We start from the raw sequence: 20,682 nt of genomic DNA, 5'->3' as shown, positions 1-20,682 counted from the left end.
TAGAGGCGATTAGCATTCTTTTTTTTCTAGCTGGCTGCAGCGGTCCTCAATCTGCCTTGAATCCAGCTGGCCCCTCAGCGCATGCTGTAGCCGATTTATGGTGGGGAATGCTAGGCTTTTTTGTATTAGTACTGCTAACTATGGTGGCATTATGGTTGTATGCCATGTGGCGTAAGCCTGTGTCAATGACTAAGGCGCAAGCGCGCAGAATATCCAGTTGGTGGATTATTGGTGGAGGGGTAGCGCTGCCTACTATTAGCATAATTACGCTATTGAGCTTTAGCATTCCGATGGGCTTTCGTATGTTACCGTTACCGCTGGAGGAACAAACGCCGCTACGCATAGAGGTGACTGCACGCCAATGGTTATGGCAGATTCGTTATGCTGATACACGCGTGGTGACGATGAATGAGCTGCATTTGCCGGCTGGCATACCGGTGGATGTACACGTGAGCAGTGCTGATGTGATTCATTCCTTCTGGGTGCCAAGATTGAGCGGCAAAATTGATGTCATCCCGGGGCGGACTAATATTCTGAGACTTCAAGCCGATGCGCCGGGGCATTTTCGTGGACAATGCTCGGAATTTTGCGGTCGTGGTCATGCTCATATGATATTGTCAGTTGTGGTGCATACGCCCGAAGAATTTGAAGCATGGCTGGAGGAAAGAGGAAAAGAGCTATGAATGAGACAATTAGAAAAGATCCGGCTGCTCTCCATGACGATTTTATGAAGGTGTGGGGTAATCCGCGTGGCTGGCGGGCATTGACTATTGTTAATCACACGACGATCGGCTTCCGCTTTATGGTCACAGGCGGGGTGTTCTTTCTGATTGGTGGCTTATTAGCCATGTTAATGCGTACCCAGTTAGCGTTGCCACAGCAAGAAATCATCGATGCCGAATTGTACAATCAATTGTTTACGATGCACGGCACCATCATGATGTTTTTATTTGTAGTGCCAATGCTCGAAGGATTAGCGCTTTATTTGATTCCTAAAATGATTGGAGCGCGTGATTTATTGTTTCCTCGGCTCAGCGCTTTTGGTTATTGGTGTTATTTGTTTGGCAGCATTATTCTGCTATCTAGTTTGTTGTTGGGAATCGCTCCAAACGCCGGTTGGTTCGCTTACACACCCTTGAGTAATGCCGTTTACTCACCTGGACCCAATATCGACTTTTGGTTGCTCGGCATCACTTTTGTTGAAATTTCGGCAGTGTCAGCCGGTGTCGAGTTGGTCGTATCAATTCTGCGTAGCCGTAGTCCCGGCATGGGTTTGCTGCAAATGCCGCTGTTTTGCTGGTACATTCTAGTCATGGCATTTATGATTGTATTTGGTTTTCCTCCACTGATTCTTGGCAGTATCCTGCTGGAACTGGAACGGGCGGCAGGTATGCCCTTTTTTGATATCGCACGCGGGGGAGACCCCATCCTTTGGCAACATCTATTCTGGCTATTCGGTCACCCGGAAGTTTATATTATCTTTCTGCCAGCCGCTGGAATTGTCTCCACGTTATTGCCGGTATTTGCGGGTCGGCCTATCGTAGCTTATCGATGGGTTGTGCTGGCGGTTATTTCGATCGGTTTTCTCAGTTTCGGCCTATGGGTACATCATATGTTTGCCATTGGGATCCCAAAACTGGCGCAGGCTTTTTTCTCGGTGGCCAGTATGTTGATCGCGATCCCCACTGGAATTCAGTTTTTTGCCTGGTTAGCGACATTGTGGACCGGGCGACCAGTGTATCATATTCCCATGCTCTGGCTGACTGGCTTTTTAGTAATTTTCGTAGCAGGGGGATTGACGGGTGTCATGTTAGCAGTGGTGCCATTCAATTGGCAGGTACATGACACGCATTTTGTCGTTGCTCATTTGCATTATGTGATAGTTGGCGGCGTGCTTTTTCCCTTGATAGCTGGTTTGTATTATTGGTTACCCCATTTTTCGGGGCGGATGCCATCTGATAAGCTGGCGCGCTGGGGTTTCTGGCTAACATTTATCGGTTTCAACACCACGTTTCTGGTGATGCATTTAACCGGGCTGCTCGGTATGCCACGACGAAATTACACCTATGATGCTGGTCTAGGCTGGGATTTGCCGAATAGTATATCGTCAGTGGGCGGATTTATATTTGCCATGGGGATCGCGATGATTCTGCTCGATATCCTATTGCATTTCCGTATGGGTCGCCCGGCTGGGTCAAACCCATGGCATGCTGATACATTGGAATGGGCAACAAGTACCCCACCTCAGCCTTATAATTTTATCAGCTTGCCGGATAATCCAACACGTCACCCAATGTGGCGCAAACCCGATTTGCAAACGTCGATTGCAGAAGGTTGTCACACACTTTCCGAGATCGATCATGGACGACGTGAGACCTGGGGGTCGGATCCCATCACTGGCAAAATACGTGAAATTATCCATTTGCCCGGGAACTCCTGGTTGCCTTTTTTTACGGCTTTGGTCTTGGCAGTATTGTGCATTAGTCTTTTGCTTCGAACTTATGATTTAGCTTTGGCCGCGGTAGGGATTAGCTCGATATTATTGCTGCGCTGGTCCTGGATAAATGGTGCACATCCCGGCGCAGCGCCTGATGCCACTGTTGTGCCTGGTTACCCACCTTTACATTCACGTACCTTTGATAGCCCTGGTTTATGGGGCATGATCGTAACGCTGCTGGCCGATAGTGCACTGTTTTTATCCTTGTTATTCGGCTGGTTCTTTTTGATGATTATCGCACCGCATTGGCGAGCACCCGAGGTACCACCACTGCCCTGGTTGCCGTTATTGATAACTGGCGGAGTGCTGACGGTTGCTGCGATCTGGTATAAACGCCTGTTGCGAAGATTGCGTGAAGGAGAGGGGAGGCATCTTCAAAGTCAACTATGGGGTATCGCCTTAATTGGCTTTGTGCACTGTTTGCAGTTAATTGGAATTTGGATAAATTCGACTTTGACAATAACACAAACTGCGCATGATGCGGTTATTACTGTCATCTTGATGTATCTTCTATTTCACAGCGCACTTGCAGCCATCATGACAGTATTACAAGCAAGGCGAGTCGCTTATGACTATGTCGGAAAAACTGTCCCGTATGAAGTTGCAGTGGTGGAACCCTGGTGGTTATATACAACAAGTGTGTTCTGGTTGGGTGTTGCTGCTATCTTACTGTTACCTATCGCTTGGGGAGTGAATTGAAATGCTTTCTCCTTATCATCCTTTACAACTGGCTTTAGGATTAACGATATGGATTACCTGGTTTGCATTGATGTACGGCGCATTAGGAATCGCGTGTGAAGTAGCGCCACCACCGATTGAACAGGGCTCGTTTACCTGGATTAATGTTGCATTATTGTTGACAACGTTAGCGATTACTGGGTTACTTTTTTATTGGGCCCATCAATGCTGGCGCGCGGCGCATGCAGTAAACAAGCCAAAAGATCCATCACGCACGTTTATCGCCAACTTAGGAGCCAGTATAAATTTGGTGGGTGCAATAGCCACACTGAGTCTGGGTTTGATGGTATTGCTATTACCGCCATGTTTGTAATATTTGTCCTGTTAGTTGCTGTGGTCCTACCGGCCAGTTCTGTAGAGGCGCATGATGGAATTAAAGGTGTAGGGGATGCGTGGCTGCCGTTTACTATCAGCATGATAACACTTATGGTTTTCTGGTGTATGTATGGTATTGGAGCGCGACGCATTCCATCTCTGATTGAGCGTTGGTTAGCATTCAACGTGGCTAGCCTGGTCGCGGTTTTGACCATGCTCATTCCGTTGGGTGGCTGGGTGGAAGAAAGCTCAGCCATGCATATGATTCAACACATGTTGATTATGGCTGTGATCATGCCGCTTTATATGCTGGCACGACCATTACCCCAATGGGTGGCAGTAGGTGGATGGCCGGTTGTCTGGTTACTTAAGCCACTACTATATTTTAGCCGCTATCCAATGCATACAGCTTTTTTGCAAGGTGTCATCATCTGGTTCTGGCATACGCCCAAATTTTATAATTTAGCATTGGCAAACCCATGGTGGCATCTGATCGAACATATTTGCCTTGCGCTAGGCGCCTGTGTATTCTGGTGGTCGGTATTAAACAGGCGCACGGCGGTCACTTTATTGGCCTTGTTGTTTACCCTCATGCACACGGGCATGCTTGGTGCTTTGCTTACTTTTGCGCAAATCCCTCTTTACAACGATTCGCGAGATTTTAACGATCAACAACTAGCTGGTCTGATCATGTGGGTACCGGCAGGCTTACCCTATCTTATTGCAGCTATCTGGTGCAGTTTGTATTGGTTCAGAGATACTGATGGCGCGGTAAGCTTCTGGAGGGATTCATAGTCTATAAATTTTGTAAGCGGATGGGAGGAATCAGTTAAAACTACATCCACTAAGTGAGCAAGAACTAATCTACAAGAAACGCGCCCGAAGATCCTGGAGAAAAAGAAAGGGGTATTCAGGCAGATCGTGACAATAACCGAATTTTGGATGATTGCAGTTACATATTGCTGTTATGGCAAAAAGTGATCTTGTTGATGTGATTGTCGCCTTTATCGGCCTTGGGGAAAATCAATCCCATGCCACAATACTTTTTTGCGGTGGCGGCGCTAAGAAGTGCCTTGAACTTTCGCAATAATCAACGTTTTATGAATGAATCCTCAGTCTTTATCCGACTCGCCTCCGCGCCAGTGCTTTAGCTGCAATACAAAGGCAGCTGGCACGTGAGCCATACCGAAAGAACTGATAAAGATCAGGGCCTGTTCCAGCCCCTGACTTTCCGTGTATACGAAAGCCATTGCCCAGCCGAAGGCAAGGCCTAGCACGATCAGAAACCCTCTCGTTATCCAGCGGGTACTGGATGAGTGGGTACTTATGCGGTGGTGAGCCCATACTGCAGCGAACAGGGTTGGAAGGCACAACAGAAACAGAAATAAAGTGTTCATAATAAGACAGTAGAGTTAGTGAATTTGGTCAACAACGCTGGCAATAATATTAAATTCGCACACAGAGCCATTTGAAAAAGGACGAACGTAGTCGCAAAACAGCCATAATCCCTTTTCCATATCATCTTATTTTCAATTTTTACTTCTCCAAATTTAAAGTTATTTACGAGGTTTTACAAATTCTCCTTTACCTTACCGCTGATTCCATTTCTAAATCAAAATTGATTATTAAGTGTGTCAAGTCATTGAAATTAAATCGATAAAAAACTTAATAAATATACACTTCAGATTCAAAAATAGATTAACTTCTTTGTTTTCACAAATAGCGCTGAGTTCTCCCAAAGAAATGATATCGATGAGGCTTTTTTTCGTCTCGCTGATGTATATAAGAAAAATAAACGCTCTTTTTAATACAACCGAATATACTGGGAAACAGTTTGATCGTTAATTGAACGAAAAGTTATCCGAAATTGGTAAAATTTGTGTTCAAACAGCTAAAAAAGTTGGCCTGGGTCCTTTTTTCGCTATTAGTATGAAAGATGACCAGGGGAAAAGTCAGCTCAATCATGAAGAGAGGTGAAAAAGCCGAGCTGCGATTCAGATAGGCTCGAACGGATCAAGGATCTGCACAGGTGCTCTGGGTGGCGTCCGTGAGGACAAGCCGAGATGATCAGGAATGTTGGTGGTTGCAGCTTTCTTCAGAAGGACAGTGATGATTTTCAGGGCTGCACCGCAATATGGGCAATGCACGATGTTGATATCAAATACACGCTTGAGCAAACGCGCCCAACTGATGCGCATAGAAACTACAGAAAGTGGTGCATTCTTATTCATATCGGATGGGTATTTTTGTTTTTTTTTTGCTGCCAGGGATAATCTCGGAGCAAAGCTTGTCATTCGCGTAAGTACGTCATGGAACGAATGAGGTTGAGTCTTGGTTGGGGAGCCAGCGCAGCCAGCCGTGGCATCAATTCCAGCAGCAACCTCACGATATGGAGCATGCTATCCCCCCGTTGAGGCTCAAACATTCTAGCAGTAATGATGGAAAAGTCTCTGCATGTAATCACGAGTTGAATGGCTGATGCGATCATGCAGTTTTTCAGAGGTGATTTATGGGGCTATAGAAACTACTAATGGACGCTGCGACTCAAAAATACCAGCAATCCGGCAAACTACTTTACGAACAGGGGCGGCTGAAAAAGGGCGATTTGGACCGAGAAGTATTAAGCTATAAGCTATTGCAGTATTTTATAGTCGTTTACGAAACTCCGTCAGCTGGTTATGAAAAAGCGGTGCGTGAGCCGATCTTGCGCTTGACGCCTGAGCGGCAGTTGGAAAACAAAGCAAATATTCGATTGATTTCTCGTGCGCTGAAGATGGCGCTGAGAATTCAAGAGGTTTATTAGGTTGATTATAGATCGTAGATGACCGTTCCTTACCCAGTTAACTTCGCTCATCTTGCAATACGGAGGAGATCTCTTATGTCGTTTTTTAGCACAATTCTTGAGAAGTTGGGCCTTCGGAAGCAAACACAAACTAGTATCCCAAAAGAGCTACTCGACTGAGCAGTGTCCGAAGCAACCGTTGCGGTATACCGGACAATCGTCCGACAATTTCCAGCGGCCAGCGTTGCGTCGTTTTATCCGGTCTCATAGTCCACGCTGTTCAACCCCGCTTGTACCCTGCCTCACGGTTGCGTTGGAGGAAGAATGGGAAGAGGTTTCTTTAGCCTGATGAATTTAAACTGCGGCGTTATAGGCAGACGCAAAAGCCATGAGCTTTGGCACAGCACGATGCCTGATTTGACTGATTCTAAATCCCAATAGAAAAGTAAATAATATTAGATATATTTTTATTTATTTACATAGCGTTATGTGGAATTATAATTTCAGTTTCTATTAAGAATTGGAATGAGGCTATTTATTATGCGTTCTGTGTGAGCAAGATTTTCCACGGCAATAGTATGGAGTCTCTCCACCAAACAGAAGAAGGTACACGAATGACTACGATACTGCGCACTCGCTGGATGCTGAAAGACGCTTCAACAATTTTGCCGGCTGTTCAAAGCGCCCGCGGAGAGCAGCGAGTACGGAACATGCCAGGTCTTTTTCGGCCCGATCTATCTGAAAGAATACTGCATCGCCTGAGCTGCCGTCACGAGCTGATCACCCGCTCGTTACTTTTTTATCATCGTTCGCCCCCGGTTGATGACGTAATCCAATCCGCCGACACGAAACCACCGGTAGTCGAGCGCTTCGAGGGCCATCCGGTGGATGCCGTCCTCGCCGGATTCGTGCTCCTCCTCGGCAAGTAGATTCGACAGGCATTCACCACCCTCTACACCTGGCTCGAGGGTGATTTCGTGCGGGATCTTGTCGAAGTTGTGCATGACAATCACCGTATTGCCGCGCCAGTCATATCGCAGGGCCAATACATGAGGCGACCCAGTATCGAGGATCGTGCACTTTCCCCATCCGATCTCGGGGCATTCCTTGCGGAGTCGTATCATCTTCGCTGTCCAGTTCAGCAACGAGCTCGAATCGCGCCTTTGCGCTGCTACATTGATGTGCTCGTAGCTCCAAACCCCCTTGCTGATGACTGGATGGACGAGATCGTCGGCGGTGGAAAACCCGCCGTTCAGCGTGTCCGCCCACTGCATGGGTGTACGTACAGCGTTTCGGTCTTCGAGATCGAGGTCGTCGCCCATTCCCAGCTCGTCGCCGTACCGGATTATCGGTGTGCCGGGCAGCGAGAACATAGCGCTGTAGGCTAACTCCTCATGCCGTCGGTCGCCGAGCATTGGAGCCAGACGCCGCCGGATGCCGCGGCCGAATAGCTGCATGTGCTCCTCCGGCCCGAACTGCTCAAACACATGCTTACGCTGCTCATCCGTCAGTCTGCCGAGATCGAGCTCATCGTGGTTGCGCAGGAATTGCGCCCACTGGCCGGTCTCCGGCATGTCAGACGTCGCCTCAATTGCTTCGGCCAGCGGCCTCACGTCGCCGCTAGCGAGCGCGTAGAACAGGTGCTGATTGACGTAAAAGTTGAACATCATGTGGATGCGGTCCCCCTCGTCACCGAAGTACCTCTGGCTCTCCTCAGGCAGCACGTTGGCTTCCCCCAGCATGATGGCATCCCCGCTGCGCCACTGCATGAAGGTCCGGAATTCGGTGAGGTAGTCGTACCTCCGCTTTTTCTTTTGCTTGCCAGGTTCGACACTCTCAATCATGAACGGCAGCGCATCGATGCGAAACCCCTTTACGCCGAGCTGCAGCCAGAATCCAATGATGCGGCGGATTTCCTGGCGTACGGACGGATTGTCCATGTTGAGATCAGGTTGGAATTTGAAGAAGCGGTGGAAGTAGTATGCCTTCGCCTTCTTGTCGTAGGTCCAGGTGGCCTCCTGCCGGCCGGGAAATACCATTCCCTCGTTCCAGTCCTCCGGCCGCTTTTCCGACCAGACGTACCAGTCGCGCTTGGATGATTCCGGATCGCGTGCGTCCTGAAACCACGGGTGCTCGTCTGAGGTGTGGTTGACAACGAGGTCGATCAGCACCTTGATGCCGCGCTTCTCCGCCTGGTGCATGAATTCAACGAAATCGCCCCCGGAGCCGAGGCGGGGATCGACACCGAAGTAGTCGGTGATGTCATACCCATTGTCTCGATTCGGTGTCGGCTGGAAGGGGGCCAGCCAGACGGCATCGACGTCAAGAAACTGCAGATAATCGAGCCGCCGGATCAATCCGTTGAAGTCGCCGACGCCATCGCCATCGAGGTCCATGAAAGTCTCGAGATCGAGACTGTAGATCACCGCATTTTTATACCAGAGGTCTTCGATCATGTCGCGCGGGTCGTGTATAGAAAAAATAAATAACCTTTTTAATCACAATTGAATTTACCGGGAAACGGTTTGATCGTCAACTAAATGGAAAGTCATCCGAAATTGGCAAAATTTGTGTTCAATCAGCAATAAAAAGGGTTGGTCTAGGCCTTTTTCTTCGCTATCTGCATGAAAAATACCAAAGGGGAAGGTCAGCTCAATCATGAAGAGAGTTCAAAAAGCCGGACTGCGATTCAGATAGGCTCGAACGGATCAAATACCTACCCAGGTGTTCTGGGCGGCGTCCGAGAGGACAGCCGAGATGATCAGGAATGTTGGAGATGGCAGCTTTTTCCAGAAGGGCGGCGATGATTCCAAGGCTGCACCGCAATGCGGACAATGCACGATGTCGATATCGAACACTCGCTTGAGCAAACGCGCCGCAGGAGTTAGAAGGGCAGGGGTTCTCTATCCAGTTGGTATATAGCAATGCACCTGATCGCATGAGTTATTTATTACGACGAGATTATAGACGGCAGCTAATCAGCAGAGTAGACAGCAGCTACAGGCTATTAAATGTTTATTTCCATTCGGTACAGTCAATTCGGTCATAATCGTTAGCGATGGGTTATCCTCATCAGCAGCTGAACGACATACCAAGCTATTGCTTATCGAATAAAAAAGAATATTTCAAACTAATGAAAGTAAGTTCCGTCGTGATTGCCTCGCAGGCATGGGTAGCATTGGCTGGTGAAATTGGGGAGTTGCTGTCGGCCGATATCGTTGCCATACTGATTGGCGAACGCCCAGGATTGCGATCGTCTGACAGCTTGAGTATTTATATGACCATGCGCCCAAGGCTGGTTGTAGTAATGCAGGCCGGAACTTGCATTACTAATATTTGTTCCGAGCGGTTATCTTATTCCATTTCCAAATCAAAAATGACGGGAAGGCGAGCCGCAGACAGTATAAATAATACGGCAAGGTGAAGACGACAATGTTAGTTTTGATTTAGAAATGGAATTATGAAGCTGCTGCAAAAGAACTACTCTGGTTGGCAAAAGAAGCGATACGGCGAAAGCTGTCGGGTGTAACGTTAAAGGATGAAAGCAGTTTGCAAGAAATGGCTGTTATTGAGCAACATAGAGAACTGCTTTAACTACAGAAAATAAAAATTCTAGTTATTTTAATCCAGATAGTTACTGCTTACGGTAAAGGTGAGTAATGTCTGGAGTTCCATAGCTACAAACCCCAGACTTACTAAGAGGGGAGTGGATCCCCTCTCTTGATACGTTATTAACCCTCTGGAGTAATCACATTATCCCAGGTAGGCGGTTGACCAACCAGCGTGATCGATACATCATCGCCAAAGTTAACGATGAAATTATCGGCCTCTATTTTGATATTGGTAATATGGCTGGCTATCTCATCACGAGTTAAACCATAACCGGTGAAGTCCAGCATATCTCCTTCTTGGCCATTATATTTGTCAATTTTCCAGTGGCCCAGATCATGGAACACAAAATTATCTGCTCCTTCGCCACCTTGGCAATGTTCATTAGGACGAGCGTCGACATGTTTATGACCACCATGACCTTTACCACCATGGTCATCACCTTTGCCGCCTGATCCGCCTGGGCCTTTACCGCCATGATCATCATCTTTGCCGCCTGGGCCTTTACCGCCATGATCATCATCTTTGCCGCCCGGGCCTTTACCGCCATGATCATCATCTTTGCCGCCCGGGCCTTTACCGCCATGATCATCATCCTTGCCGCCTGGGCCTTTACCGCCATGATCATCATCTTTGCCGCCTGGGCCTTTACCGCCATGATCATCATCTTTGCCGCCCGGGCCTTTACCGCCATGATCATCATCTTTGCCGCCTGGGCCTTTACCGCCATGGTCATCATCTTTGCCGCCTGGGCCTTTACCGCCATGGTCATCATCTTTGCCGCCTGGGCCTTTACCGCCATGGTCATCATCTTTGCCGCCTGGGCCTTTACCGCCATGATCATCATCTTTGCCGCCCGGGCCTTTACCGCCATGATCATCATCTTTGCCGCCTGGGCCTTTACCGCCATGATCATCATCTTTGCCGCCTGGGCCTTTGCCGCCATGGTGATCATCTTTGCCGCCATGGTCAACAATGATATCATCCCAGCTGATTTGACCAGGTTGGACCCCTGCCAATGTGATCTCTACATTATCGCCAAAGTTAACGATGAGATTATCTGCCTCTATTTTGATATTGGTGACACGATTAGTTAGTTCTTCGCGCGATAAACCATACTTGGAGAAATCCAGCTTGTCTCCTTGCGATGCATTAAAGTCGTTAATTTTGTAATGACCCGCATCGTGGAGAATAAATTTATCTGCCCCCGATCCACCAGCGTAATGTTTATCTGGAAGTACTGCGATAGTATCATCGCCATTTGTCCCGTTGGTAGAGGTAAGCACTGCAGTAGTATCAACGCCTTCCGTACCGCTGGTAGAAGTATCAACCACAGTAGCATCAACGCCACCCGCGCTGTTGGTAGAAGTATCAACTGCAGTAGCATCAACGCCACCCGTGCTGTTGGTAGAAGTATTCTCTTGTTGGGAGTCACTTCCAGCCAAATTTTTAGTAGCTTCAATATTTACATTGTCACCGCTTGTGCTCGTCATATTTTCACTGCTTGTAGCCATGTTTTTCTCCTTTTATTGCAGGCTCATGTAACTAAATAATTTTTACTATCACATTAATATCGAAAATTGTTATCTTAAAATCCTTTATGTCCTCCTTTGATGCGTATAAAAGCTGCTACACTTATTATATGAAGCAATATTCATGCCAAGATATATTTTATTTATTTATCAATATCTTGAGCTATCCTTTCGGCAAGAAAATTGCAGAAAATGTCGTCAATAATTACTCAATTTTCATATAAATAACTATTTAATATATAAGACTATGTTTCTAAAGAAATTTATTTGTCTCAAATTAGCGACTAGTTTTATATTCAATGTGTAAGCAAATGTTTATGAATGTTTTATTTTGTCGTTGATTAGGAGTTGTGATATAAGAAGGAAGCTGGCCCTGAGAAATCCACGCCAAGATCAAGATGTCTGCGAATTCAATGCATCATTGTAGGTTTTAAGAATGAAGACTCAGCCGACAAATACGTACTTTGCGTCCAACCGGCTGAATGTAGTGAGTTTCATGCGGCGCTATACCGACAAATACGTACTTTGCGTCCAACCGGCTGAATGTAGTGAGTTTCATGCGGCGCTATAATTCTTATTTTGAAGAATTCGATGTCTCTAAGGTCATGCGCTCTTTTGTGCCGTACGAGGCAGGCTGAATTGCATGGAACTCAAAGCTTCTAAAATAGAGCCATGAAATGGAGAATAAAAATAGAACAATTACCCGATACGCTATAGTCAGGAATTTTGCGAATAGTCAGTCGAGTTTTTGAAGAAGCAATAAAGTAAATCCTGGTTGAGACAGCAAAGTAGCTATCTTTCTCTCTCCAATGGAGCCTTAAAGAATTGGGTTTGTGCTGATAGACAAGGCGAACTTATTCCTCCCATTTCCCAATTAAACATACCGCGGGGAGGGAGGTGCAGACAGGACAAATAATATATGACAAGGTGACGCTGACAAAGTCAGCTTCGATTTTGAGATGGAATAATTGAGCCCTCAATTAAAACGGTGTCAATAGCAACTGAAAAAACTATGTTTCTGTTTTAAATAAAGGAGCGCATTCGTTAAATGCTTCAGTAAGACTTTCATAAGCAAGGTCATTACTTTGGAAAATTTCCAAATTGAGCGACATTAAAGCAGTAGCTGACGCAAGGGAAAATCTTGGTAATAGACCTTACATTTGGCATTCTTTTTCTTTTTTCAACCTACTCATGCCAAATGTATGGTCTGACTAAAGCTTGCTAAAACCGGATCTGCTGCTCTTGCTCTTTGAAACTCAAAATTGACCTTAACCTTAGCTTTTTCCAAAGTTCTAGAAACTATTTCTGAATCGGGTGTGAATTTCTAATGGTATGTTTAATTTTCTTTGTTCAAAGCATTGCATTTATCGATAAATGCTTGCCGTTCAGTTTCATTATTTCTAAAAGCTGTAAGCGCTTTCTCCATTCCTTTCCCCGAACAATTGACTGCATTGGCTTCGGGAGGTCCTCCGTCGCAACCGATGAGAGCGATACTAAGGCCAATTATACAAACGAAACTAAATTTAATATTCATCTGAAAAATATTCTCCTATATAAAATTCTACTCTGGCTTGATGTGCATGCTAGAGTTCTTGATTGCTGAGCGTTGGTCGACCAACAAAAGCACTTTCATAATTATACCTGAATTAGATGACGCTGTATTGCTGGCAATAATATTCACCAGAGATATAAATCATTAATATGTTTTATCGGACCATGAAGGCTAAGTGTTATAGCATATAGTTTTGTGCAAACATTTCCTGGCGTAATGTAAAAAATAAGCCAATGCTTCGGGATCTGTCTTGCATTTATCGATCACCAAGTGATGGTCTTCTTCAGGTTCGCCAATCTGAAAAAGCCATGCGCGAATGATTTTAAGATCGTTCGCTAAATTTTTTGATGGTTTAGATCGTATTAAATCTTGGCTATTTGATACGATCTCAGTACGAGCAAATTCCTGAGCTGGTCTATCCATAATAGAGGTGTCATTCGATTTGAATTTAAGTGTTTGCCGTTTAGGTTTGCTCATGGTTTTATTTAAATATTATGTGATATTGTTGCCAAGTTACTAATAAAAAAGAAAAAACATGATTGCTATGGGCAAAAAACTACGAAAGCTTTCCGACTATTTTTTAGCTGTTTGTTTAAACAGAAATAATAACCTTAATAAATACAATAATATAAAGCTTGTGTAAGTTATTAGCAAGCTTTATGGTACTGATTATATTGATTTTTGTAATGTTAATAGCATGCTGGATGCTGACAACAATTTTATTGATATTGATTCATCTATTCGAGAATCTGATGGTTGTACTATATATCTTTGATTTTTATTGGTTATTTTTAGTAGAATTATTATTCAGGGGAGTTAGAAATACCTGAATTATTTGAATCATCATTAAGCAGGTGTAATTTTATTTTTAGAGTGATTGATTTTCAGGATTGTCTTTAACCTAAAAGTAGTTTTTGGATTTGAAGAGAGTTTTTTGCTTTTTTTCTTTTAAAGCATTTGATTTTGCATTCCATATCATTCCATTTCCAAATCAAACATAGCGCGAAGGCGAGCTGCTGACAGTATCAATCATACGGCAAGGAGAACCCGGTAAAGTCGGTTTAGAGTTATAAATGGATTAAGACACGCTCACTCATGATTTCAAAAGTGAGGGACTTTAAATGCTCGGCAACCGGACAGGCGAAACTTCCGGTCATTAACTGCTGCGGTTAGTGCAGTACAAGTGCGCTAGGGTGATGGATCAATATTGAGTAGTGATCATTTCGATGAGATACCCATCCACGAATTTCCAGCGATTTATGAAGGTAAGTTTCCAGTGCTGGAAATAAGGCGAGATTGTTATTATCGATTCGAATATCTACTTGATTATTTAAAACCAATTGAGTATACCGCTTATTTTTCTTCAATGACATGGGTGTTCCGAGGAAACGTTGCCAGCCACGTGATTTCTGCGATATTTGCGTAAGCGGCCGCGTTTGATATTCAGGTAGCGACCAAATTCCTGATTTTTGTCTTTCAGCTCGTTGCTGCGCCCTGATCATTGCATCAGCATATCTGAGATTTGGCGGCAGTAAATTGACTACCGCCAACCCTTTTTCCACGAGCATAAGGTTAAGATGCTCTCCATTTGGCAGATAGAGATGAGCAAGCAAGCGATTATAATGATCGTGTTTTTGTTGATCATATTCCAGGTATACTTTCTGATTCTTTAATTTTTCCTGTAACCACTCTTTAGCAGCTATACTGCCAGCTTCTCCATCGCGATAACGGCTTTTGACTTCGGGCGCATTAATACCCAGCAATCTTACGCGTTCTCCCCCTTTTAACACAACGGTATCTCCATCCAATACTTTAACTACTTGATGCCGGGTGCGATGTGGGATTGGTGAGAGATTTAATGGTTTGGCATCAGGAGCGGGGATATCTGAATAGGTGATATTGCCTTGTGCATCTTGGGTACGATAGATGGTGTCAGCAGCACAACCAGGTAAATGCAGGCCAATGAAAACAGTCAACAACCAGAATAATGATATTGTTATGATCGGTTTCATCTATTGCATGGTTTTACAATGAAGTTTAGACAGTGCCTTTTATTGAGTAGCGGTATAATTCTATTATGAGCACCTCTAAAAATTCATATTTGCGACCATCCGCTTCGCGGATTGCCTGCTTACTCTGTCTTGTCACAATTTTAGCAATGGAATTACAATCTTTACTGAAGTTTTGGTAATTTTTACATTTTGAACATATCATTGATTTTTTTTGTGAAAAACATAAAAATAGCATTGAGTTACTGATTCTTTATAAATAATTAGAAGATAAAATCATATCCATGAGCAATATGGATTAAAATCCAGCATTCTGCTTAAAATATATCAATTCATAGTTAGTCGTAAGTAATGTCTGCCCCACTGATCGAAATCAAAGATCTTGCTTTTTCATATAATACTCGTCCCATTCTGAGAAGTGTCAATATGACTATGCCTCGAGGCAAGGTCATTGCTATCATGGGGGGAAGTGGTTCTGGCAAGACAACCTTGTTGCGTTTGATTGGTGGAGAAATCAAACCAACTGCCGGTTATGTCAAAGTCGCTGATCAGGTGGTACATAAACTCAGCAGAAATGATCTTTTTAAATTACGCAGAAAAATGGGGATGCTGTTCCAGTTCGGCGCCTTGTTTACTGATTTATCTGTGTTCGACAATGTTGCTTTTCAGATACGTGAGCATACTAACCTTCCCGAATCTATGATCCGTGATTTAGTATTGATGAAACTACATGCGGTGGGCTTGCGCGGAGCGTATCATCTGATGCCGGCACAGCTTTCAGGAGGTATGGCGCGGCGTGTTGCCTTAGCTCGCTCGATTGCGCTTGATCCCATGCTGATCATGTATGACGAACCTTTTACCGGACTGGATCCCATTTCATTGAGTGTTATTGGTAGTCTCATTCGCCGATTGACAGATGCACTGGGCATGACTTCAATCGTAGTGACGCATGATGTGCAAGAATCCTTAAAAATTGTAGATTATGTCTATTTTCTGGCAGATGGGGTCATCGCAGCACATGGAACTCCGCAAGAAGTAAAGGATTCGGTTACTCCATTTGTGCACCAATTTGTGCACGGCGAAGAAGATGGGCCGGTCCCTTTTCATTATCCTGCAGAAGCTTATCAAGAGGATTTGAGGCTGGAGAATCATTTTGCCTAAACGCATTATTACCAGTATTCAAGCTGTCGGGCATCGGGTGATAGATAGTATTTGGCGTTTAGGTCGCGCCGCGCGCTTTTTTGCCTTGGTACTCCTGAAATCAACGACAAGCTTCTTACGTTTTAGTCTCGTTATACGTGAAATTTATTTTGTCGGCGTATTATCACTCATCATTATTCTGGTGTCTGGCCTTTTTGTGGGAATGGTACTAGGTTTACAAGGATACGAGACACTGCAGAAATATGGTTCTGAATCAGCAGTCGGGACGCTCGTGGCATTGTCACTGGTGCGAGAGCTGGGACCAGTGATGGCAGCACTGTTGTTTGCAAGTCGCGCGGGTTCTGCCATTACTGCGGAAATAGGTTTGATGAAAGCGACTGAACAGTTGTCTGCCATGGCAATGATGGCGGTGGACCCGGTTGCACGCGTGGTGGCCCCACGCTTCTGGGCAGGGGTTATTTCTATGCCACTATTGGCAGCCCTCTTTTCTGTTCTAGGCGTATTTGGAGGGTATCTGGTGGCAGTCGTTTTCATTGGGGTGGATGAAGGTTCATTTTGGTCCTCCATGCAGAATGCAGTCGATTTCCGCTATGACATTGTAAATGGCGTCATCAAAAGTTGTTTTTTCGGTGTGACAGTGACCGCGATAGCCGTTTTTGAAGGGTTTGATGCGCCTCCTACAGCTGAGGGGGTTTCAGGTGCGACCACCCGAACGGTAGTCACTTCTGCGCTGGCAATTTTGGGACTGGATTTTGTTTTAACCTCTTTTATGTTTAGAGGAGTAGATTGATGCAACGAACAATAATCGATTTTTGGGTGGGATTGTTCGTAATAGCCGGTATTGGAGCATTACTGATACTCGGATTAAAAGTGGGGAATCTCACGAGTTATAATACTGGCGAAAGCTATACCCTTACAGGAAATTTTGAAAATATTGGTGGCCTTAAAATTAAAGCGCCTGTCAAAAGCGCGGGAGTAGTGGTAGGGCGGGTCACAGATATCCAGTTTAGCCTGGAAACCTATGATGCGCTGGTGACAATGGCTATCAATGCTCATTATCGATTTCCTAAAGATACTTTTGCGAGCATTCTGACATCTGGATTACTTGGGGAACAATATATTGGTCTATCACCAGGAGGAGATGAAGAGATGTTAGCGGAAGGCGATAAGATAATGAAAACCAATTCAGCCATGGTACTGGAAGAGATGATTGGACGTTTTCTGTTCGATAAGGCTGCAGAGGATTAACATTTCTTAATGATTGATAAATTCTGATAAGGTAAACATGAAAGCACTTTTTCAAAAAATTATTATTCTAGTAACTTGTTTTTTATTGATTGTTCCAGTATCAGCCAAAGAGATACCTCCTGATCAGCTAGTGAGAAATACGGTGGATGAAGTTATCACTATTCTTAAGCAGGATGATGGTATTAAAAAGGGTCAGAAAGATCGTGTACTGGATTTAATTGAAACCAAGATACTTCCTCATTTCAATTTCACCCGTATGACTCAACTCGCAATGGGAAAAAACTGGTCTAAGGTTGAGGCTCAGCAACGAAAAGAGCTGGTCGGTGAATTTCAGACTTTACTTGTGAGAACTTACTCCAACGCACTAACGAATTACCGTGATGAAGTGATCGAAGTGACGCCATTGGCATCTCAACCTGATACCAAAACGACAACTGTCAAAACACGTGTCATCCAAGGCCGTGGCAGAGAACCCGTTCCAATCGATTACAGCATGGAAAAAACAAGCAATGGGTGGAAAGTATATGATGTGACCGTTGCAGGAGTCAGCCTGGTAACAAATTATCGGAGCACTTTTAATAGTGAGATTAAAAAAGCAGGGGTAGAGGGTCTGATTGCTTCACTTACAAAGAAAAATAAATCATTAGAAGGACAATAAGCGATTGCATTCTCTTCAATCATTCTTTTAAAGCAATGGTAATTCAGCGTGAAGGTAGAAGAATTTACGTGCGTGGCCCGGTCATTTTCGATAATGTAGTCGAAATGACCCGACAGGGAATCGCTCTTCTTGATGAAGATGGCCTGATAGTTGATCTGGCAGAAGTGATTGAACTTGATTCATCCGCGATCAGCATGTTATTCGAATGGTTGCGTGTCGCTCATACCAGGAATCAGCAGCTCTATTATGTCAATTTACCTGCGAATTTAGGCAGTCTTATGCAGTTATACGGCGTGACTGACTTTGTTCCGTTTGATCATACTATTACGCAATAAACTGCTCTTCCTCTATTCCATCTGATTGTCGTTTTTCTTCAAAGCTCGTTCTGCCATGATTGCAGCAATTGAAATCCACCAGCTTTATAAGCGTTATGGCGCATTTTCTGCCCTGGAAAATATTAATCTTTCAATCCATCCGGGTGAATTCTTTGCTCTGCTAGGCCCTAACGGTGCGGGAAAAACCACGCTTATCAGTATTCTTGCAGGGTTGACGTTGGCAACGAGCGGTCACGCTAAAATTATGGGGCATGACGTTGTTTCTGATTACGTTAATTCACGCAGAAATCTTGGGGTAGTGCCCCAGGAATTGGTGTTTGATCCATTTTTTACTGTCAGAGAAGCGCTCATCATTCAATCTGGCTATTACGGCATTAGAAAGAATGAGACTTGGATCGATGAGATCTTGCATCGTCTGGATCTTACTGCTAAAGCCGATACCAATATGCGAGCGCTCTCGGGCGGAATGAAACGGCGCGTATTGGTAGCTCAGGCGTTAGTACATAAACCGCCTGTCATCATTCTGGATGAACCCACTGCCGGTGTCGATGTAGAGCTAAGGCAGGCACTATGGTTTTTTGTTAATCAGTTAAACCGAGAGGGACATACGATTGTTCTGACTACCCATTATCTGGAAGAAGCAGAAGCATTATGTCATCGTGTTGCGATGCTCAAGCAGGGTAAAATTGTTGCACTGGATAGTATCCGGAATCTTATTAATGGGATTCAGGGATGCTCAATCCAGCTTCGGCTATCTTCCGAGGCACTGCCGCCTATTTTGCAAGAATGGCCTGGTAGCCGTCATGAGGGGTTGCATATCTTCAAAATAAAAGATTATTTCCAGGTTGAAACCTTACTTGCCATATTGCGTTCGGAGCATATCCAAGTTCTAGAAATGCAATTACAGCAGCCTGATCTGGAAGAAGTATTTATAAAAATCATGGGAGCCGAATCTTCGGATGTATCATGATTGGTTTTTACACATTATTTTATAAAGAGTTATTGAGATTCTGGAAAGTAAGCTTTCAGACAATATTGGCACCGATTTTATCGAGCTTACTTTATCTGCTGATTTTTTCCCATGTACTGGAAACCCGTGTACAGGTATATCCAGGAATTTCTTATACGTCATTCCTGATTCCAGGTTTAGTGATTATGGCTGTCTTGCAAAACACTTTTGCAAATTCATCTTCCAGCCTGATTCAATCCAAAATATCCGGTAATCTTGTATTTATTTTGTTATCGCCTTTATCTTATCTGGAGATTTTCCTGGCCTATATCGGAGCAGCAGTAGTGCGTGGCTTATTAGTAGGTTTAGGGGTTTACGGGGTAACGATGCTATTATATGACGTGCCACTACAGTTGCCTTTATGGAGTTTATTGTTCACGATTGCAGGTAGCATGCTATTAGGTGCACTGGGTATTATTGCAGGTATTTGGTCAGAAAAATTTGATCAACTTGCTGCTTTCCAGAATTTTATTATTTTGCCATTGACATTTTTATCAGGTGTATTTTATTCGATCCATTCACTTCCCTCCGGATGGCAATATTTATCACATTTGAACCCTTTTTTTTATATCGTTGACGGGCTTCGCTATGGTTTCCTGGGAACATCCGATATTTCCCCGTATTTTAGTTTAGGAGTTGTGATATCGTGTTTAATTGTGATTTCTTGGCTAACAGTATGGATGTTAAAGAGCGGTTATAAAATTCGCCATTAAACGTGAACAGATTAATTTATTCATCCCATTTCCACATCAAACCTGGCGCGAAAATAAGCCGTAGATAGTATTAATAATACGACGCGGAAAAGCGATAAAGCAGTCTGGGTTTTGAAATAGAATAAGCGTTTTCCTGGTTTATTCTCAGTACAGCAACATGAAATTTATTTATCTAAAGGATCGAAAATGATTACCTCAGATTATATTAAACAATGTATTGAAACATCTTTACCATGTGAATGGATTCAGGTAGAAGGAGAAGATGGGCGTCATTTTAGCGCTGTCATCGTTAGTGAACAATTCAAAGGAAAAAGTATGGTTCAGCAACATCAACTGGTTTACCGGGCCTTACGGGATAAAATGAAAGAAGAGATCCATGCATTATCCATGAAAACACTTACGCCTGAACAGTGGGAAGAATATAAACAAGCTGAGCAGCAGGCTTAGAGGTTGTAGAGTGGTCATAAAGAAGAAAACTATTCTCTGGTATATAGTAGGAAAAGGCGTACCGCTATAGTAGCTAC

At 44.4% G+C, this 20,682-nt stretch carries 24 protein-coding genes; 16 read left to right on the top strand and 8 right to left on the bottom strand.

Annotated features, from left to right (window positions below; genetic code table 11):
- Positions 1-56 precede the first annotated feature (56 nt).
- The 5 genes from coxB to AAW31_RS23205 all read left to right on the top strand — a co-directional run bounded on the left by coxB (position 57) and on the right by AAW31_RS23205 (position 4,640).
- Positions 57-683 (top strand): cytochrome c oxidase subunit II, encoded by a 627-nt coding sequence (coxB, locus tag AAW31_RS13875; protein WP_200899640.1) that lies wholly within the window; start codon positions 57-59, stop codon positions 681-683.
- Positions 680-3,196, top strand: coding sequence for a cytochrome c oxidase subunit I (gene ctaD / locus AAW31_RS13870; protein WP_046850682.1), 2,517 nt, complete (start codon positions 680-682; stop codon positions 3,194-3,196). Before coxB ends, ctaD begins: the two co-directional genes overlap by 4 nt.
- Before the next feature lies 1 nt (position 3,197).
- Positions 3,198-3,548, top strand: a complete 351-nt coding sequence (locus AAW31_RS13865) for a hypothetical protein (RefSeq protein WP_046850681.1) — start codon at positions 3,198-3,200, stop codon at positions 3,546-3,548.
- Positions 3,539-4,345 carry a cytochrome c oxidase assembly protein gene (locus AAW31_RS13860; protein ID WP_046850680.1) on the top strand — a complete coding sequence of 269 codons (807 nt, stop codon included), beginning with the start codon at positions 3,539-3,541 and terminating at the stop codon, positions 4,343-4,345. Before AAW31_RS13865 ends, AAW31_RS13860 begins: the two co-directional genes overlap by 10 nt.
- 172 nt (positions 4,346-4,517) lie before the next feature.
- A complete protein-coding gene (locus AAW31_RS23205) occupies positions 4,518-4,640 on the top strand; it encodes a hypothetical protein (protein ID WP_258920400.1) in 123 nt (40 codons plus the stop codon).
- A gap of 22 nt (positions 4,641-4,662) precedes the next feature.
- Here AAW31_RS23205 and AAW31_RS20905 read toward each other — a convergent pair whose 3' ends face one another.
- The 3 genes from AAW31_RS20905 to AAW31_RS13850 all read right to left on the bottom strand — a co-directional run bounded on the left by AAW31_RS20905 (position 4,663) and on the right by AAW31_RS13850 (position 6,038).
- Positions 4,663-4,947 carry a hypothetical protein gene (locus AAW31_RS20905; protein WP_139297530.1) on the bottom strand — a complete coding sequence of 95 codons (285 nt, stop codon included), beginning with the start codon at positions 4,945-4,947 and terminating at the stop codon, positions 4,663-4,665.
- 597 nt (positions 4,948-5,544) lie between these two features.
- Positions 5,545-5,844, bottom strand: a complete 300-nt coding sequence (locus AAW31_RS13855) for a hypothetical protein (RefSeq protein WP_144412975.1) — start codon at positions 5,842-5,844, stop codon at positions 5,545-5,547.
- A complete protein-coding gene (locus AAW31_RS13850) occupies positions 5,841-6,038 on the bottom strand; it encodes a hypothetical protein (RefSeq protein ID WP_046850678.1) in 198 nt (65 codons plus the stop codon). Before AAW31_RS13850 ends, AAW31_RS13855 begins: the two co-directional genes overlap by 4 nt.
- A gap of 42 nt (positions 6,039-6,080) precedes the next feature.
- On the opposite strand from AAW31_RS13850, the gene AAW31_RS13845 reads away from it, so the two are divergent.
- Positions 6,081-6,353: a hypothetical protein gene (locus AAW31_RS13845; protein ID WP_046850677.1), complete on the top strand. Its 273-nt coding sequence runs from the start codon at positions 6,081-6,083 to the stop codon at positions 6,351-6,353.
- A gap of 770 nt (positions 6,354-7,123) precedes the next feature.
- Here AAW31_RS13845 and AAW31_RS13840 read toward each other — a convergent pair.
- A complete protein-coding gene (locus tag AAW31_RS13840) occupies positions 7,124-8,788 on the bottom strand; it encodes an alpha-amylase family protein (protein ID WP_046850676.1) in 1,665 nt (554 codons plus the stop codon).
- 168 nt (positions 8,789-8,956) lie between these two features.
- Between AAW31_RS13840 and AAW31_RS20900 the strand changes: the two genes are divergently transcribed.
- Both AAW31_RS20900 and AAW31_RS19150 read left to right on the top strand, forming a co-directional pair.
- The gene (locus AAW31_RS20900; protein ID WP_144412974.1) at positions 8,957-9,139 is read left to right on the top strand and encodes a hypothetical protein; all 183 of its coding nucleotides are present in this window, start codon (positions 8,957-8,959) and stop codon (positions 9,137-9,139) included.
- 326 nt (positions 9,140-9,465) lie between these two features.
- The gene (locus AAW31_RS19150) at positions 9,466-9,756 is read left to right on the top strand and encodes an ethanolamine ammonia-lyase light chain EutC (RefSeq protein WP_158441547.1); all 291 of its coding nucleotides are present in this window, start codon (positions 9,466-9,468) and stop codon (positions 9,754-9,756) included.
- Between the two features lie 307 nt (positions 9,757-10,063).
- Here AAW31_RS19150 and AAW31_RS19145 read toward each other — a convergent pair whose 3' ends face one another.
- The 4 genes from AAW31_RS19145 to AAW31_RS13815 all read right to left on the bottom strand — a co-directional run bounded on the left by AAW31_RS19145 (position 10,064) and on the right by AAW31_RS13815 (position 15,037).
- On the bottom strand, positions 10,064-11,455 hold the full coding sequence (locus AAW31_RS19145) for a hypothetical protein (protein ID WP_052752266.1): 1,392 nt from the start codon (positions 11,453-11,455) through the stop codon (positions 10,064-10,066).
- Between the two features lie 1,354 nt (positions 11,456-12,809).
- A complete protein-coding gene (gene trbK, locus AAW31_RS13825) occupies positions 12,810-13,007 on the bottom strand; it encodes an entry exclusion lipoprotein TrbK (RefSeq protein WP_046850675.1) in 198 nt (65 codons plus the stop codon).
- Positions 13,008-13,196: 189 nt separating this feature from the next.
- Positions 13,197-13,502, bottom strand: a complete 306-nt coding sequence (locus AAW31_RS13820; protein WP_046850674.1) for a hypothetical protein — start codon at positions 13,500-13,502, stop codon at positions 13,197-13,199.
- Positions 13,503-14,194: 692 nt separating this feature from the next.
- Positions 14,195-15,037 carry a thermonuclease family protein gene (locus AAW31_RS13815; protein ID WP_052752265.1) on the bottom strand — a complete coding sequence of 281 codons (843 nt, stop codon included), beginning with the start codon at positions 15,035-15,037 and terminating at the stop codon, positions 14,195-14,197.
- Between the two features lie 348 nt (positions 15,038-15,385).
- Here AAW31_RS13815 and AAW31_RS13810 point away from each other — a divergent pair, with 348 nt between their 5' ends.
- The 8 genes from AAW31_RS13810 to AAW31_RS13775 all read left to right on the top strand — a co-directional run bounded on the left by AAW31_RS13810 (position 15,386) and on the right by AAW31_RS13775 (position 20,605).
- Entirely contained in the window at positions 15,386-16,195 is an 810-nt protein-coding gene (locus tag AAW31_RS13810) for an ABC transporter ATP-binding protein (protein ID WP_046850673.1), read from the top strand.
- Positions 16,188-16,985, top strand: a complete 798-nt coding sequence (gene mlaE, locus AAW31_RS13805; RefSeq protein ID WP_046850672.1) for a lipid asymmetry maintenance ABC transporter permease subunit MlaE — start codon at positions 16,188-16,190, stop codon at positions 16,983-16,985. Before AAW31_RS13810 ends, mlaE begins: the two co-directional genes overlap by 8 nt.
- Positions 16,985-17,443 (top strand): outer membrane lipid asymmetry maintenance protein MlaD, encoded by a 459-nt coding sequence (gene mlaD / locus AAW31_RS13800; RefSeq protein WP_046850671.1) that lies wholly within the window; start codon positions 16,985-16,987, stop codon positions 17,441-17,443. The genes mlaE and mlaD overlap by 1 nt, the downstream gene beginning before the upstream one ends.
- A gap of 37 nt (positions 17,444-17,480) precedes the next feature.
- Positions 17,481-18,101 (top strand): MlaC/ttg2D family ABC transporter substrate-binding protein, encoded by a 621-nt coding sequence (locus tag AAW31_RS13795; protein WP_046850670.1) that lies wholly within the window; start codon positions 17,481-17,483, stop codon positions 18,099-18,101.
- A gap of 35 nt (positions 18,102-18,136) precedes the next feature.
- Complete coding sequence (locus AAW31_RS13790; RefSeq protein ID WP_046850669.1) at positions 18,137-18,436, top strand: STAS domain-containing protein; 300 nt, start codon at positions 18,137-18,139, stop codon at positions 18,434-18,436.
- A 55-nt stretch (positions 18,437-18,491) separates the two neighbouring features.
- Positions 18,492-19,406 carry an ABC transporter ATP-binding protein gene (locus tag AAW31_RS13785; protein ID WP_187426898.1) on the top strand — a complete coding sequence of 305 codons (915 nt, stop codon included), beginning with the start codon at positions 18,492-18,494 and terminating at the stop codon, positions 19,404-19,406.
- Positions 19,403-20,158: an ABC transporter permease gene (locus tag AAW31_RS13780; protein ID WP_046850668.1), complete on the top strand. Its 756-nt coding sequence runs from the start codon at positions 19,403-19,405 to the stop codon at positions 20,156-20,158. The genes AAW31_RS13785 and AAW31_RS13780 overlap by 4 nt, the downstream gene beginning before the upstream one ends.
- A gap of 186 nt (positions 20,159-20,344) precedes the next feature.
- Positions 20,345-20,605 carry a BolA family protein gene (locus tag AAW31_RS13775; protein WP_046850667.1) on the top strand — a complete coding sequence of 87 codons (261 nt, stop codon included), beginning with the start codon at positions 20,345-20,347 and terminating at the stop codon, positions 20,603-20,605.
- Positions 20,606-20,682 lie beyond the last annotated feature (77 nt).

Origin of the sequence: Nitrosomonas communis (assembly GCF_001007935.1) — a bacterium.
Taxonomy (GTDB): domain Bacteria; phylum Pseudomonadota; class Gammaproteobacteria; order Burkholderiales; family Nitrosomonadaceae; genus Nitrosomonas; species Nitrosomonas communis.
This window is presented reverse-complemented; position numbering and strand designations above follow the sequence as displayed.